Source organism: Virgibacillus sp. M23, assembly GCF_034190895.1.
Lineage (GTDB): Bacteria > Bacillota > Bacilli > Bacillales > Amphibacillaceae > Virgibacillus > Virgibacillus salarius.
Map to the genome: position 1 here is coordinate 74,757 of NZ_JAWDHA010000006.1, position 14,453 is coordinate 89,209.

The 14,453-nt window shown below is 35.7% G+C and carries 17 protein-coding genes; 8 read left to right on the forward strand and 9 right to left on the reverse strand.

The features are described 5' to 3' along the window. Positions 1 to 283 precede the first annotated feature (283 nt). The 3 genes from RVS70_RS03850 (at position 284) to RVS70_RS03860 (ending at position 3,057) form a co-directional block, all read left to right on the forward strand. A complete protein-coding gene (locus RVS70_RS03850; protein WP_026681536.1) occupies positions 284 to 1,501 on the forward strand; it encodes an NAD(P)/FAD-dependent oxidoreductase in 1,218 nt (405 codons plus the stop codon). 143 nt (positions 1,502 to 1,644) lie between these two features. After that, positions 1,645 to 1,956 (forward strand): YuiB family protein, encoded by a 312-nt coding sequence (locus RVS70_RS03855; protein ID WP_026681535.1) that lies wholly within the window; start codon positions 1,645 to 1,647, stop codon positions 1,954 to 1,956. Positions 1,957 to 2,358: 402 nt separating this feature from the next. Further along, positions 2,359 to 3,057 carry a 3D domain-containing protein gene (locus RVS70_RS03860; protein ID WP_026681534.1) on the forward strand — a complete coding sequence of 233 codons (699 nt, stop codon included), beginning with the start codon at positions 2,359 to 2,361 and terminating at the stop codon, positions 3,055 to 3,057. A 227-nt stretch (positions 3,058 to 3,284) separates the two neighbouring features. Here RVS70_RS03860 and RVS70_RS03865 read toward each other — a convergent pair whose 3' ends face one another. From RVS70_RS03865 to deoD, 3 genes are all read right to left on the reverse strand, one after another. Then, on the reverse strand, positions 3,285 to 3,761 hold the full coding sequence (locus tag RVS70_RS03865; RefSeq protein WP_026681533.1) for a divergent PAP2 family protein: 477 nt from the start codon (positions 3,759 to 3,761) through the stop codon (positions 3,285 to 3,287). A 134-nt stretch (positions 3,762 to 3,895) separates the two neighbouring features. Beyond that, on the reverse strand, positions 3,896 to 4,489 hold the full coding sequence (locus RVS70_RS03870; protein ID WP_026681532.1) for a biotin transporter BioY: 594 nt from the start codon (positions 4,487 to 4,489) through the stop codon (positions 3,896 to 3,898). Positions 4,490 to 4,680: 191 nt separating this feature from the next. Beyond that, positions 4,681 to 5,388, reverse strand: coding sequence for a purine-nucleoside phosphorylase (gene deoD / locus RVS70_RS03875; RefSeq protein WP_205388753.1), 708 nt, complete (start codon positions 5,386 to 5,388; stop codon positions 4,681 to 4,683). Positions 5,389 to 5,696: 308 nt separating this feature from the next. Here deoD and RVS70_RS03880 point away from each other — a divergent pair, with 308 nt between their 5' ends. Then, on the forward strand, positions 5,697 to 5,960 hold the full coding sequence (locus tag RVS70_RS03880) for a phosphocarrier protein HPr (RefSeq protein ID WP_026681530.1): 264 nt from the start codon (positions 5,697 to 5,699) through the stop codon (positions 5,958 to 5,960). Between the two features lie 443 nt (positions 5,961 to 6,403). Here the strand turns inward: RVS70_RS03880 and RVS70_RS03885 are convergent, their stop codons facing one another. Beyond that, a complete protein-coding gene (locus RVS70_RS03885; protein ID WP_026681529.1) occupies positions 6,404 to 6,790 on the reverse strand; it encodes a kinase-associated lipoprotein B in 387 nt (128 codons plus the stop codon). Positions 6,791 to 6,910: 120 nt separating this feature from the next. Here RVS70_RS03885 and RVS70_RS03890 point away from each other — a divergent pair, with 120 nt between their 5' ends. Further along, a complete protein-coding gene (locus RVS70_RS03890; protein WP_026681528.1) occupies positions 6,911 to 7,093 on the forward strand; it encodes a hypothetical protein in 183 nt (60 codons plus the stop codon). Positions 7,094 to 7,566: 473 nt separating this feature from the next. Further along, the gene (locus RVS70_RS03895; protein ID WP_026681527.1) at positions 7,567 to 8,136 is read left to right on the forward strand and encodes a superoxide dismutase family protein; all 570 of its coding nucleotides are present in this window, start codon (positions 7,567 to 7,569) and stop codon (positions 8,134 to 8,136) included. A 304-nt stretch (positions 8,137 to 8,440) separates the two neighbouring features. Here the strand turns inward: RVS70_RS03895 and RVS70_RS03900 are convergent, their stop codons facing one another. Both RVS70_RS03900 and RVS70_RS03905 read right to left on the reverse strand, forming a co-directional pair. Further along, positions 8,441 to 9,610: a MalY/PatB family protein gene (locus RVS70_RS03900; protein WP_121605568.1), complete on the reverse strand. Its 1,170-nt coding sequence runs from the start codon at positions 9,608 to 9,610 to the stop codon at positions 8,441 to 8,443. A gap of 234 nt (positions 9,611 to 9,844) precedes the next feature. After that, positions 9,845 to 11,191 carry a glucose-6-phosphate isomerase gene (locus tag RVS70_RS03905; RefSeq protein ID WP_321132544.1) on the reverse strand — a complete coding sequence of 449 codons (1,347 nt, stop codon included), beginning with the start codon at positions 11,189 to 11,191 and terminating at the stop codon, positions 9,845 to 9,847. Positions 11,192 to 11,334: 143 nt separating this feature from the next. Between RVS70_RS03905 and RVS70_RS03910 the strand changes: the two genes are divergently transcribed. Further along, positions 11,335 to 11,574, forward strand: a complete 240-nt coding sequence (locus tag RVS70_RS03910; protein WP_026681524.1) for a DUF378 domain-containing protein — start codon at positions 11,335 to 11,337, stop codon at positions 11,572 to 11,574. Positions 11,575 to 11,613: 39 nt separating this feature from the next. On the opposite strand, the gene yugI is transcribed toward RVS70_RS03910, so the two are convergent. Then, entirely contained in the window at positions 11,614 to 11,988 is a 375-nt protein-coding gene (yugI, locus tag RVS70_RS03915) for a S1 domain-containing post-transcriptional regulator GSP13 (RefSeq protein WP_026681523.1), read from the reverse strand. Between the two features lie 116 nt (positions 11,989 to 12,104). On the opposite strand from yugI, the gene RVS70_RS03920 reads away from it, so the two are divergent. Continuing rightward, positions 12,105 to 12,515, forward strand: coding sequence for a YugN-like family protein (locus RVS70_RS03920; protein ID WP_026681522.1), 411 nt, complete (start codon positions 12,105 to 12,107; stop codon positions 12,513 to 12,515). Here RVS70_RS03920 and RVS70_RS03925 read toward each other — a convergent pair. Both RVS70_RS03925 and RVS70_RS03930 read right to left on the reverse strand, forming a co-directional pair. Further along, positions 12,495 to 13,499 carry a potassium channel family protein gene (locus RVS70_RS03925; RefSeq protein ID WP_321132545.1) on the reverse strand — a complete coding sequence of 335 codons (1,005 nt, stop codon included), beginning with the start codon at positions 13,497 to 13,499 and terminating at the stop codon, positions 12,495 to 12,497. The two genes, RVS70_RS03920 and RVS70_RS03925, sit on opposite strands and share 21 nt — an antisense overlap. Before the next feature lie 129 nt (positions 13,500 to 13,628). Next, a complete protein-coding gene (locus RVS70_RS03930; RefSeq protein ID WP_121605566.1) occupies positions 13,629 to 14,195 on the reverse strand; it encodes a thioredoxin family protein in 567 nt (188 codons plus the stop codon). Positions 14,196 to 14,453 lie beyond the last annotated feature (258 nt).

The following is a 14,453-nucleotide window of genomic DNA, read 5'->3' on the forward strand; positions in this document are numbered from 1 at the left end:
CCATTGTTTATAGTACCATAAATTCCCCTTAGTAGAACATGAAAGCACTCTGTAACTTACTATTAAGAAAAATTTAATAATTGGGGAAACAAAAGAAAGGGTTGAAATGTAGATAGAAAAAGGCTACTATTATCAAGGATGTTTATTACGATTATGTGACAACGACATTATAAATCTATTAATTTTTCTATCCACTTGGTAAAGTAGCCAAGTTTTTTCTAATGACTATTAAGTGAAATATGTCACAAACGTACAAAATAGTAAAAAAATGGAAGTGATTAGAATGAAAAAACCGAATATAGTAATTCTAGGTGCTGGCTACGGTGGCATGATGACTACAGTTAAATTACAAAAGACATTAGGAGTAAATGAGGCAAATATAACACTTGTGAATATAAATGATTATCATTACCAAACCACTTGGCTTCATGAAAACGCAGCAGGAACCTTACATCATGATCGAACTCGTATACAGATTAAAGATGTAATAAATATGAGTAAGGTGAAATTTGTTAAAGATAAAGTTATTTCTATTAAGCCAGATGAAAAGAAAGTTAAACTGGAAAATGGCCAATTAGATTATGACGTATTGGTAATCGGGCTTGGATTTGAAGCAGCAACCTTTGGTATTCCTGGCTTAGAAGAACATGCGTTTACAATTGGAAACATTAATAGTGCTCGCCTTATTCGCGAACATATGGAATATAATTTTGCTTTGTATCACAACGAATCAGAAAAAAACCCCGCACGATTAAATATTGTTGTAGGCGGTGGTGGGTTTACTGGAGTTGAATTTCTAGGTGAGCTTGCAAATCGTATTCCTGAGCTTTGCGAAGAATATGATATTGATAAAAATTTAGTACGAATAATTAATATTGAAGGATCACCTACTATTTTGCCTGGGTTTGATCCACAATTAGTAGAATATGCGATGAATTCATTAGAATCACGCGGAGTTGAATTTGTTACTGGAGCAATGCTTAAAGAATGCACAGCTACTAGTGTTGTTTATGAAAAAAATGGTGAAATAACGGAAATTCCAACACTAACAACGGTATGGGCAGCTGGTGTAAAAGCAAACGCTCTTGTTGAGAAGTCCGGTTTTGAAAATAATCGAGGCAAAGTGGCAGTAGAAAAGGATATGCGAGCGCCAGACTATGATAATGTATTTGTAATTGGCGATTGTGCACTTATTATGAATGAACAAACGGGGAGACCTTATCCACCAACAGCACAAATTGCTATTCAACAATCAGCCGTAGTTGCCCATAATGTAAAAGCGTATATTCAAGGCGGAGAAATGGAGCACTTTGAACCGGAAATACTTGGTACAGTAGCTTCTCTAGGCCATAATGATGCGATAGGGGTTATATTTAACGATCAAAAATTGTTTGGCTGGAAAGCAACTGTGATGAAAAAGATAATTGATAATCGGTACTTATTGAAATTAGGTGGACTAAGTTTATTAATGAAAAAAGGAAAGTTTAACATTTTTTATTAAGTGTGGATGTAGCAAGGACAGTGCCACTGTCTTTGCTTTTTTTCTAAATTCATTTAAAATGGAAAAGGGAAAAGAAATTGTTTATACATAATAATGTCTAACTGCTTGTTAGGTGAGTAAAGTTGCGAAGGGAGCCACCTGTTTTGATTCAATTAGTAGTGTCGATTATATTATATTTTGTCATCTTTTTTGGTATTGCATTTATATTGAATATGTTATTACGAAGAACATGGTTGATGGCATTTTTATATCCATTTGTCGTATTAATTATTGTAGATAATATGTCTACAATGGAGTATTTAAAGGCACCAGGATCTGCATTTTCAGAAGCTTTTTCCAGGCTAATGCAAATCACTCCAGTTGATATTGCCATATTAGTAGCAGGATTTGCAGGTACAATTGTGTCTGGAATCATTATTAAGTTATTAAGAAAAAGTGGATATCAAATGTTTTAAAAGCTTTATTTATAACAAAGAAAAAGAGATAAGTGGATTTATGATCAGTAAATCCGGACTATAATCCGAGTATATTTATTTTCGGAAAGTAGTTCGGATTGTTTTTTTGAAAGGAATAATTCTCTAGTTACTATACATGCATAACTGGTATTAAGATTTTAGTTCGTTTATAAATAAACAAACATTACGATTATAAATTTAAAGTTTTCATATTTATCTAAAAAATTTTATGTGGTTTTGTATATTTTTTGATTAATTGGAAATGCTGAACTGGTAGGAAAAAGGAAACCTTTGTTGGGAGTTTTGTCCATATCAACTATCTGTCCTGAGTCAGGGAAGAGCTTGATTTACTGGAACTTTCTATAGACTGTACAAAGGTTCACTACCAGAGAGGTGTTATTTATGAATGTCAAAAGTTTTATTCGTAGAACAAGTTTAGTAATCTTAGCAATCGTAGCGTTTCTTACTACTATTTCGTCCATAACCAATGTATCTTTTGCAGAAGTAGAGGTGTGGTCCAAGCTGAAATCACCTGCTGTTCATATGATTAAGGAAGCAAAGGCGTCTGATTCTTCCCTTAGGCATACGGTATTACAAGGGAAATCATTGAATCATCTAAAGGAGAAGAAGCGCTATATTTCTAGTGAGGAAATTGAAGGTGCAGAGACATTAGCTGATGTAATTAATTTTGAACAGTATCCAAGCGCAAATGTTGTTGCAACAGGATATACTGCTGGAATTGAGTCAACAGGAAAGACACCAGATCATCCGGAATATGGGATTACTTATTCTGGGGTCAAGGTAAAAAGAGATTTGTACTCTACGATAGCAGCAGATCTTAATGTATATCCTATCGGCACTATCTTATTTATTCCTGATTATGGATTTGGAGTTGTTGCTGATAAGGGCAGTGCTATTAATGGGAATAAAATTGACCTTTATTATAATACGGTCGAGGACGTATACAGTCAGTGGGGGAAAAAGAAACTTGATGTATACGTGATTGAAAAAGGTAATGGTAAGCTTTCGGAAAAGAAATTGGATGAATTAAATGAGAATCAAGCTTTACAAGTATTTAGGCAGGAAATAACGGATAGTTAAAAAAGTATAATTAGTTAAAATAGGTCAACAGAAGTTTATGTATTTTATCAGCTAATAGTGCTTTTCCAATAAATAGTTTAAAAGCAAAAAAGCCGAACAGATTCGAAGAGTTCTGATGGTACCGCTCCCTGAAGTTAGAGTAATCTAATTTCAAGAGATCAGTACCAAATATTTCGAATGATAGTTCGGCTTTTGCTTAAACTAAAATACTATTGCTCCAGCATGAATTAATTTAGCAATGCATTTAAAATGAATGCAATCGCTACACCTGTTAATCCGCCAAAAAATACTTCGATCGGCTGATGACCTAATAATTCCTTTAGTTCTTGGCGTTTTTCAAATTGCTTTTTATTTGTCCAATCTTTTGCTCCATCAATAAATAGCTGGAAATCTTTAATTAATTGATTTAACACGATGGCTTGCTCCCCGGCCTGTCTTCTAACACCAGTAGCATCAAACATGATGATCACACTAAATACACATGAGATAGCAAACATGGTAGAGGAAACTCCTTCTACAATACCTACACCTGTTGTTAATGCAGCTACAGCAGCTGAATGACTGCTTGGCATTCCTCCAGTACTAAAAGCTAAATCCGGTTTAAATTCTCTTGTAACGATAAGCGAAATGGGAATTTTAACAACTTGAGCAAAAATTATTGCAGTTAGAGCAGCAAACAATGGGTAATTATGAAATAATTCCATGGTCGTCTAAACATCCTTTCTAAAGGAAAGTTTATCCCTTGTTAGATGACAATATGCATGGTATCTAATGCTATATTATCACATGAATGGCTAGTAATCAGGCGCACCAAAGAATTATTTTATAAATTTAGTATTTATCCAATTTTGGCTTGGCGAACTGCTGGAATACGTGTTGCAATTCTGACCATAAATAAAGCAGTTAAACCAGCAAAGGCGATATCCTTAATCAAGAATGGAATCATCGAAGCCCAAGCTAATGGATAAGTTATAGGAGCCGCTAACCACGTATTTAAGGCGACATACATATATGATACACCTATACCGTAATTAATGATGGTTCCAACGAGTGCAGCAAGTAAGTAATAAAAAAGAGAGCTTTCTTTCCGTTTATCGACCATCCATCCAGTAAAATAGGCTACAAAAATAAAAGATATGATAAATCCACCAGTTGGAGTTAATAATGCTGTAGGTCCCGCTGACAATCCAGCAAATACGGGAACACCAGCAAATCCGACAAGTATATACACTAGAACAGAAAGAGTTCCTAGCTTTCTACCTAACATTAATCCGGCTAATATGGCGAAGAATGTCTGTAAGGATAAAGGCACGCTTGTCCCGCCGATTGGAACTGCCAGCATAGGGAACCAAACCGTAATATTTGCACCTATAGCCATTAAAACAACAAATACGGCTCCATATGTAAGATCAATTGTTCGTAATCCTTTCATAATCTCATCCTCTCTGTATATGATAGTAATTGGAGAATGGATTTTTGTCAACCTCATTTTTTTTAGGTTAACAAAAATTGTGGCTGTTAAATGCTAGATAAACTATTTCTATGTTAGATAATTTCTTTAAGGAAGAAAAGTAGAGAGGAGAATAAAAGAGGTGGGTGTAGGCTCCCACCTTCTATGTTATGCTATTTAATCGCTGCCTCTAATGCAATTTCCATCATGTCATTGAAGGTTGTTTGTCTTTCTTCGGAGGTCGTCTCTTCACCAGTTAATATATGATCAGAAACTGTAAGAACGGAAAGAGCTTGGCGATCATACTTTGCTGCTAAGGTATATAATGCAGTTGTTTCCATCTCAATTGCAAGCACTTTATAAGCAGCAAGCTTTTCATTGATTTCTTTTGCGTTATCACGGTAGAACGTGTCACTTGTAAAGACATTACCTACTCGCAAGTTTAATCCTTTTTCTATTCCAGCATCATATGCATTTTTTAATAAATGGAAGTCAGCAAGTGGAGCGTAGTCTATACCACCGAAGGTCATGCGATTCATTTGTGAATCAGTGGTAGATCCTTGAGCAAGAATAACATCTCTAACCTTGACATCTTTTTGTATTGCTCCACAAGTACCTACGCGGATTAGTTTGTTTACATCATAGCTCTGGATTAATTCATTCACATAAATAGAGATGGAAGGAACTCCCATTCCGGTTCCTTGAACCGATACCCTTTCTCCTTTATATGTTCCTGTAAATCCATACATACCGCGAACGCTATTATATTGTGTTGGATGTTCTAAAAAAGTTTCTGCGATATATTTGGCACGAAGGGGATCACCTGGTAATAATATTTTGTCAGCAATTTCTCCTTGCTTTGCACCTATATGTACACTCATGTTAATTCCTCCTAGTATAAATGGAATACTTTCAAAATAACGTTATCATAAGCTATTAGGAAAGACAAATAGTTCTATAATTCATCCTTTCTGACAAATAATAGGTATAAACTATCGTATCATGATTGAAAATAGAAGCAGAAGTTGTTAAATCTTTGTCGATACATAAAAAACTGTAGCTTATCTGTTTCAAAAATGCTTATTATTGTATATAATATTATTAGTTCAGTTTTTCACTTAATAACATATGAAAAACCAATGTACTGTATGTACATAAAAAGATAATATCTTTGGAAGGATGAATGAGGATGAAAGAACAAAATTTTACAATTACAGCGGATACAGGAGTTCACGCACGTCCAGCTACACTTCTGGTAAATAAAGCAGGTCAGTTCGAGTCAGAAGTAGAAATCTCATACAATGAGAAGACAGTAAATCTAAAATCAATAATGGGTGTTATGTCCTTAGGAATTCCTAAAGGTGCAGAGATTAAAATTACCACTACAGGAACTGATGAGGAAGAAGCGCTTAAGGGTGTAGAGGAAGTAATTAAAGAGCATTTAGGTGAATAATAATTTAAAGTTATTTGTTAAATGTCCTTTATCATAAGGCTGAGACAAAAGAATGAAGAAACAATAAAAAACGAACGATAATTAATTGAAATTAATTATCGTTCGTTTTTTGATAAGAATCATTCATTTAGCACCTAAAATAAGCGAGACTCCGGTGGGAACAGCACGAGTCCGAAAATCCACTTGGTAACGTGTTTTTCTTTACCAAGTTAGCTGAGGCCGTGCCCGCGAAAAGCGCGTATATTTTCACGGTGTGGCGATGATGCTCTTATTGATAATATGATTATTCGTATTTTGGGTAAAGAAGTTGTGTTTTGTCCCAGCCTTTTTTACATATAGTGAAAAGGTGCTACCTTCATCTAGCACTGCTGATAGTAATGAATTAGCTAATCAGGCTTGGGTGTAGTAAATCTTTATAGCGTGAAAGTGGGCTTGGACCTCTTCTATATTTTGTCATAATACTGTTCTTCTAACCTATTTAAACACTCCAGTGCTGCTCTGTGATATGCAGTATCGTCTTTAAGCAGCTTTGCTCGATACGTTTCTACAGCTTCTTTTAATGATACTATGTAGTTAGGTATAGGATCTGGATATGAATGTACAGCTGGTTTTTTTACATTCATTTTTTCATGATGTGCAAGGGCTTTTCTTTCATGGAAGAAAACCCCTTCGGTTTGATTCGGATTGTGCAAATCTCCTTGCATTGGATGCTTCTTAACAGCAAGGACCTCTACAACATAGCGATCTCCTTTATCGTCCATTACTTTACCGATATATGTTCCTGAGCGATAATGGGCTTTAACTGTTTCCCCTAGTTGAACTTCTGGCATATTTATCGTCCTCCTTACTATTATTGTGCCAAAAATGTATCCGTTTAGCGAACAAAATAGATCACTCATTTAGTTATATAGTGGAATTTGCTATAATAGCAAAGAAGGAAGTGAATGAAAATGATGCCATTTCTCTATTTCCCAGAGGATAAATCAGAATATATCCCAGCTGTAATCACTTTAGTCATCTTTTTAATTGCTGCTAGTATTGTAATGTATTTGTTCTATAAAAAATCTAAAAATGATGAGAAAAAATTTAATGAGCAATATAATGAGCAATTAAACGATAAAAATAATGAATAATGTGTACTAAATCTTCTTTTTTCATAGTCTACGAAATTATAAAATTTGAGCCTGTGGATATATATGGGCCTGTTGAGCCGCGTCCAGAGCCTTCAGGAACTAGGCGAGTTCACGAATAGCCCTACGGATAAATCATCATCGGTTCGCAAGCTCCGTGATTCCTTTATCTTCGTTGTCGTTCCAGTCGCTACATTTCTAATCGGGCACTTGCGATTTTGTCTTCCCGCATATAACTAGCAGTAAGAATCCCACTAAGCAATAAAGAGAAACCAATATGGATAAGAAGGGGACGAATGGCAGTAAATGTCCGATTGATTCAAAGACCTTTAGGTCCTAGCCTTGTGATACTAACAATCAGTGGAGGATAAATCAAACTTCCACTGATTGAAGTATCACTTTATCCCTACACAACGATTAGATTTTCTAAAATAGGTAAAGAATAAAGGGCAAATCAGTTAAAAGGAGACAATCGTATGCGCTGGTTATCCTTTATTCTAATTATGCTTTTAATAACAGGCTGCCAACCGAAAGATGAAAAGAGTAAAAGTGTTGATATGTATAATGCTTCTGGAGATATGCTCGGAACTATTACTTTTAATGAACAGTCAGGTGGCGTGAATCTTAAAGTAAAGCTTGAGGGTTTAGCTCCAGGATTCCATGGTATTCATATGCATGAATACGCTAAGTGTGAAGGCCCGGATTTTAAATCAGCAGGAAATCATTTTAATCCAGAGGGAAAAGAGCATGGACTCATGCATCCAGAGGGTGCTCATTTAGGAGATTTGCCAAATATTGAGGCAGATTCAGGAGGTTTGGTTGATGCAGATCTTATGCTTCCGGAAGCAACATTGTTGGATGGGAAAAATTCTCTGACAAGAGGGGATGGGACAGCTGTCATTGTTACAGAAGGAGAAGATGATGGAATGAGCCAACCTGGTGGTAATTCAGGCGAAAGAATTATATGCGGTACATTAACTAAAAACGAAAAACAAGAAGAATCTCCAACAGATCCTACGCAATATAATGAAAAACAGGAAGAATAGAGGACGAGACAAAAGATAAAGAAACTCCGAACAGTAATCCGTATACGGTTATAACCGGATTACAGTTCGGAATATTCATTTATATGGTGACGTATCTAAGCGAAAGGAATGGCGAAAATAGTGTAAATCTAGCAGAGGCAATATGGATGACTTCTGCAGATCCGCAAATGTCCGAAGAGCGGCACTGCTAAGCAGCTTCTAAGTTAGCGTGTTAGCTGGACCTGTGGAAAGGATTACCATACTTCAGTTTACAATAGTATGACCATTCGACTTGCAAATTCTCTGTTTAGCACAAACTCATTAATTATCTATTTTTTACAGCAGAAATGATTCGCTGCACTCCTTCTTCGAGGGTTGCTCGAGGGCAAGCGATATTAATGCGCATGAAAGTATCGCCTTCTTGTCCATAATCAACTCCCGTATTTAAGCCTACCCTTGCTTTTTTTATCATAAACGATTTGAGTTCTTTATGATCTAGCTTTAACGCACTACAGTCAATCCATAATAAGTAGGTTCCTTCAGAATCGATAACTTTTAATTCTGGTGTATGTTCTTCAAACATCTCCTTTACATACGTTTGGTGATTTTTTAAAAGATGCCGAAGCTCGTCAAGCCAACTTTCACCATGTGTATAAGCTGCCTCTAATGCAGTATTTCCCATTGTATTAAGCATATTAACACCTTGCTTAGCAAATTGAGCATCTAGTAATTCCCTTTTTTCTTTATTAGAAGTCACGACATAAGATGCTTGTAAACCAGCAAGATTAAATGTTTTGGATGGGGACATACAAGTTATGGTTTGTTCGGCGACTTCCTCAGAAAGTGACGCAATCGGTATATGCACTTCACCAGGGAATGTAAGATCTCCATGAATTTCATCAGAAATAATTAGAACATTGTGCTTCATACATAAACGAGCTAGCTCAGTTAATTCATCTTTTTTCCAAACTCGTCCTACTGGATTGTGCGGGGAGCAAAGAATAAACGCTTTAACTCCTTGTTTTAGTTTCTCTTCAAAGTCAGCAAAATCAATTTGATAATAATTGTTTTTATAGATGAGTGGGTTCTTCACAATCTCTCTTTGGTGACTTTCTATTACCTTATAAAAAGGCGTATACACAGGAGTTTGTATAATAATTTTATCTCCAGGCTCTGTAAAAGCTTGTACTGCCATATGTAGGCTTGTAACAACACCAGGACTAAATGATAGCCATTGCTGTTTGATATTCCATTGATGTCTTTGTGATAACCATTTAAGTATAGAATTCTTGACTTCATCATCAATCACCGTATAGCCGTATATACCATGCTGTGCTCGTTCAATTAAAGCTTGATTTACTTGTTCAGGAGCTTTAAAGTCCATATCTGCTACCCACATTGGTAATACATCTTCTGTTTGAAACATTGGTTTAAGCATATCCCATTTAACCGAACGTGTATTTTTTCTATTATGTTGCAAATCAAATATTCCCATTTGTGACCTCCTAGCTATTTATTTTTTATAGTATAACATTTCTTTCACTATACTTCTTATAATTAAACTAAAGAAATATGCCTTTTTAACAGGGGAGTAAACGAAGATTTATCCATAAAAAAAGCAAAGCGATATCGCTTTGCTTACAGGGGGAATACGAGAAAGTCTTACATTTGATAGTATACCCTGTTAAATAGAAATTTAAACCTAAATTGGTAAGTTTTTTGGAAAGCACTATAATCTTGATTCTAACTGTTCTTTTTCATCTTCGTAGCCAGGTTTTCCTAGTAGGGCAAACATATTTCTTTTGTAAGCCTCAACTCCAGGCTGATCAAATGGATTAACACCAAGTAGATAGCCACTTATGGCACACGCCTTTTCAAAAAAGTAAACCAAATAACCAAATGTATATGCATCGAGCTTTGGTATCTCTACAATTAAGTTAGGTACATTGCCATCAGTGTGTGCTAATAATGTGCCTTGAAAGGCTTTGTCATTTATTTCATGAATCGTTTTACTTGCTAAATAATTCAGGCCATCTAAATTATCTTCTTCCGCTTCTACCGTAATATCATATTTGGACTCATTTACGTGTAATACTGTTTCGAATAAATTACGACGACCTTCCTGTACATACTGACCAAGTGAATGCAAATCGGTAGAGAAATTTGCAGAAGATGGATATATCCCTTTATTATCTTTTCCTTCACTTTCTCCAAAAAGCTGCTTCCACCATTCAGCAAAATAATGAAGGTTTGGCTCGTAGTTAATAAGCATTTCTGTCGTTTTTCCTTTGTTGTATAGAATGTTACGAACTGCTGCATATTGATAACTAGGATTATTCTTGATTGATGGTTCTGCTAAATCGTTCATGGCTGCATGAGCACCGTTCATCATGTTATCAATAGAAATGCCGCTAACAGCAATAGGAAGCAAACCAACGGCTGTCAAAACGGAGTAACGACCACCAACGGCATCAGGGATCACGAAGGTCTCATAACCAGCTTGATCAGCGGAAGTTTTTAAAGCACCCTTCTCTTTATCCGTTGTAGCATAAATTCTGTCTTTTGCAGCTTCCTCACCATATTTTTCTTCTAATATTTTTTTGAAAATCCGAAAAGCAATGGCTGGTTCTGTTGTTGTTCCACTCTTGGAAATTACATTGATAGAGAAATCCTTATCTCTTAAAACATCCATTAATTCATGAATATAGGTTGAACTCATATGATGCCCAACGAAGATAATATGCGGCGCATCGATTTCTTGCTTCGATAAGTAGCTTTGAAAAGAATGATTAAGCATTTCAAGTGCAGCTCGAGCACCTAAGTAAGAGCCACCAATCCCAATGACTAATAATACATCTGAATCTTCGCGGATTTTTTTAGCACTTGCTTTAATTCGAGCAAATTCTTGCTTATCATACGTTTCAGGTAAATTAACCCAACCGAGAAAGTCGTTTCCTGCACCCGTTTTTTCATGTATGGCATGATGTGCAGCATTTACGGCACCTTCTAGATTATCTATTTCCTGTTCATTAAAAAAAGCAAAAGCCTTCTTGTAATTAAATGTTACATGTGTCATCTTATTTCCTCCTTCATCAGCACTTTCAAACCTGTACATAACTTACTTTACCCAAGTGATGTTATGAAATCAAGAAAGACACTGTATAGATTTTTATAAGATGCATAAGCTAAGGTGAATAAAAGAGAAAAGGAGGGTAAATGATGAATGGATTACAACGTACCGCTTTAGCAATTACAATCATTGGTGCAATTAACTGGGGCTTAATTGGTTTATTTCAATTTGATTTAGTAGCAGCTATCTTTGGTGGTGAGCAAAGTGCTGCTTTCGCGCGTGTGATTTATACATTGGTAGGTATAAGCGGCCTAGTATTGCTACCTTTATTATTTAAAACGGATGAAGCATTTGCAGATCAACGTGAGCCTGGGAGGGCTGACAGTTAAATAATAAGGCAAACTCGTACGATTGAGTTTGCCTTATCATTATTTACTATAATTACCTTCTGATTGCTTGATCCATTCTTCAAGCTTATCTTTTAGTGTATTAAAACCTGCAGAATCATTATCTGTATGTTTTGCTTGTACCTTCTGAGGCTTCGCTTGCTTCTTTGGAGCTTCCTCTGTTGCGCGGATAGACAATGAAACCTTGTTTTTTTCTTCATCAACTTGTAAAACCTTTACCTTTACTTCATCACCGATAGATAAGTGCTCATTAATATCTTTTACATATCCATGTGTAACTTCAGATATGTGAACAAGACCTTGAACCTCGTCATCAAGTGCCACAAAAGCACCATATGGTTGAATTCCTGTAACTTTTCCATCTAAAATTTGACCATTCTCAAATTTGTTTGTCATGCTGAACAACTCCTATACCATTATTCGATTCATTTTACACAATAAAATATTTTAGCATAATAATTAACATGTGGCAAAACATATTAAAGATAACGCTGATGAAAGGGTGATTTATATTGGTACCACTAGAATCAAAATTGGAAAACAAAATTTATTCTTTATTTGTACTTGAGGAATTGTTAAAGCCTGAAGGATTTGTAATTGGTTCAAATTGGGATTATGAGAAAGGATTTTTTGATTTAAAAATAGATGATCAAGGAACTTACTATTTTTTGCGAATACCATTTTATGCAGTGCAAGGTTCCTTAGATTACCCAGGTGTTACTGTCCGATTGGAAAAACCGTTTTTATTAGCACATCAATATCAGAAAGGCTACGATGAAAGCGGATCTGCAGGAGCTTTTCAAGGCACATTTAATCAGTTTCAAGCTCCAACAGATCCTGACGCTGAAGTTCCAGAAGCGTATATAACTACTGGTAAAGAACTAATGAAAAGAGTTGAGGACTTAATCATTCCAAGGGATTAGTCCGATGAGTACATCGTCTTTTTTTAGGATAAATTTTGATGTTGGATTGATATAATAGGTGCTATTTCGAATAATACCTAATAAAATCTGTTGGCTCTTCCGATGAATGGCGGCTGCCTCTCCAAAGGATACATTCTCCAATTCTTCTGGTAATGTAGCATGATGAAATTGTTGAGTTGTTAAGATATGATAAATATCCTCAAATGGTCTCGCCTTGGTTTCTCTAGATAACTCATGGTAAAAAAGAGCACTGGTGAAATCATTAGATCTTAAAATGGTTGTTGCGCCGGCACGATGTGCATTGTCTATTTGTATAGAAGAAAGTATTTCCACTATGATCGGAATTTTAGCGTTATTTCCTCTAATAGCAACGGCTGTAAGGATAGAATGATTATCTGCATCCCTTTCCTTTTTAGTGATATCTGCAGTAATTAATACACGTTCTGCTAGTTTTATATTTGCCTTTTCTAATATACGGTCCTCTGAAGGATCACCTTGTATAAAGTGTACCGGATAATCTGGAAAAGAAACATGGTCCAAGGTTGTATCAATTAGAACCATGCGGATATGCACGGAAGATGTTGAAATAATTTCAATTAATTGTCTGGTCCTCTCGTTCCATCCGATTAAAATTAAATGGTTACTACCTTTAAAAGGGAGTTTACCTTGTGCAAGGTCCTTTTCGTGTTGAATTGTTGCAGCAGATAAAGAGGTTATATAGAAAGCAATTAACCCACCGCCAGTCAAGATTAAACAAATTGCAACGATCTTTCCGGTTACGGTTAACGGTACAAAGTCTCCGTAACCCACCGTGGCTCCAGTTACAAATGCCCACCATACGCCATCAAATATGCTTGGGAATTGCGTTGGCTCTACGATATGGATTAGGCCACCAAAAAGAAACATAAGCAAAAATATAACTACAAGTAGTCTAATAAAAATAGGCAGTCTGAAGTAGATTTGTTTAAAAATTCGAATGCTCATAACGGTCACCTGTCCCCAAAAATACACGATTCAACGTAGTTTTTTACTCTTATACTCTCCATTATGGACAGGCTTCGCTAATTATAATCTCCAATAGGACAACGGATTAACACAGCTATGTTAACTGAATCACTGATTAACTTCTATTTTTTGCAGTGTTTCTTTTAAACTTTGGTATACATCAGTCCAAAAAGAAGTACGGTTTCGATAAGACTTTGTCATAAAGAGGATCATTTCATCAAATTTTACTTTATAATCTGTAGACTCTTTGCTAGGTAATTCGCTTCGAGATTTTTCTACAAAGGATTGAATTGCTGACGCTCTCGGCCCCCATTTGGCAACTTCATTGCCATTTTTGTCGATAAAAATGAAGATGGGGATGGAGCGAGATTTACCGTTGGTTAAGTATTCATCCATCAGTTCCAGGTTTTTATCTCGATGTAATAAACGAACATCAATTTGGGCTACTTCCGCAATATGTAATAAAATAGGGATGTTCAACATAGCATCGCCACACCAGTCTTCCGTTAAAACAATTACACGTAAATTTTTCTTTTTTACGCTTGCAAAAAACTCCTCATCAGCTGGTAAGGAGAAATGATCATAAATATGTAATAAGTTTTCTTGATGCTGTTCCATTGTTTCAATATATGTGTCAGGTGAAATACCAATATTATACCATTGATTTAAGTCCATCGATTTTCTCTCCTTCAAATCTTTTTATCCCCCATATAACTGGCAGTAAGCCCCCCACATCAAGCAATACAGTAAAACCAATATTGTTAAGTAAGGGATCAATTGCCCGTAAATGTCCGATTGGTTCTAGGGCCTTTAGGTCATACCCTTTTGGTACTACCAATCCGTGTGGGATACACAAAATCCCCACAGATTGAAGTTTCACTTTATTAAAGTGTACACATAGTTATTATACGCGTAAACAAAAGTGCTCTTCAT

Bases quoted from the DNA above. Each gene is read 5' to 3' on its own strand.
- RVS70_RS03850 (WP_026681536.1), top strand. From the start codon at position 284: ATGAAAAAACCGAATATAGTAATTCTAGGTGCTGGCTACGGTGGCATG.
- RVS70_RS03860 (WP_026681534.1), top strand. From the start codon at position 2,359: ATGAATGTCAAAAGTTTTATTCGTAGAACAAGTTTAGTAATCTTAGCA.
- RVS70_RS03865 (WP_026681533.1), bottom strand. From the start codon at position 3,761: ATGGAATTATTTCATAATTACCCATTGTTTGCTGCTCTAACTGCAATA.
- RVS70_RS03870 (WP_026681532.1), bottom strand. From the start codon at position 4,489: ATGAAAGGATTACGAACAATTGATCTTACATATGGAGCCGTATTTGTT.
- deoD (WP_205388753.1), bottom strand. From the start codon at position 5,388: ATGAGTGTACATATAGGTGCAAAGCAAGGAGAAATTGCTGACAAAATA.
- RVS70_RS03880 (WP_026681530.1), top strand. From the start codon at position 5,697: ATGAAAGAACAAAATTTTACAATTACAGCGGATACAGGAGTTCACGCA.
- RVS70_RS03885 (WP_026681529.1), bottom strand. From the start codon at position 6,790: ATGCCAGAAGTTCAACTAGGGGAAACAGTTAAAGCCCATTATCGCTCA.
- RVS70_RS03890 (WP_026681528.1), top strand. From the start codon at position 6,911: ATGATGCCATTTCTCTATTTCCCAGAGGATAAATCAGAATATATCCCA.
- RVS70_RS03895 (WP_026681527.1), top strand. From the start codon at position 7,567: ATGCGCTGGTTATCCTTTATTCTAATTATGCTTTTAATAACAGGCTGC.
- RVS70_RS03900 (WP_121605568.1), bottom strand. From the start codon at position 9,610: ATGGGAATATTTGATTTGCAACATAATAGAAAAAATACACGTTCGGTT.
- RVS70_RS03905 (WP_321132544.1), bottom strand. From the start codon at position 11,191: ATGACACATGTAACATTTAATTACAAGAAGGCTTTTGCTTTTTTTAAT.
- RVS70_RS03910 (WP_026681524.1), top strand. From the start codon at position 11,335: ATGAATGGATTACAACGTACCGCTTTAGCAATTACAATCATTGGTGCA.
- yugI (WP_026681523.1), bottom strand. From the start codon at position 11,988: ATGACAAACAAATTTGAGAATGGTCAAATTTTAGATGGAAAAGTTACA.
- RVS70_RS03925 (WP_321132545.1), bottom strand. From the start codon at position 13,499: ATGAGCATTCGAATTTTTAAACAAATCTACTTCAGACTGCCTATTTTT.
- RVS70_RS03930 (WP_121605566.1), bottom strand. From the start codon at position 14,195: ATGGACTTAAATCAATGGTATAATATTGGTATTTCACCTGACACATAT.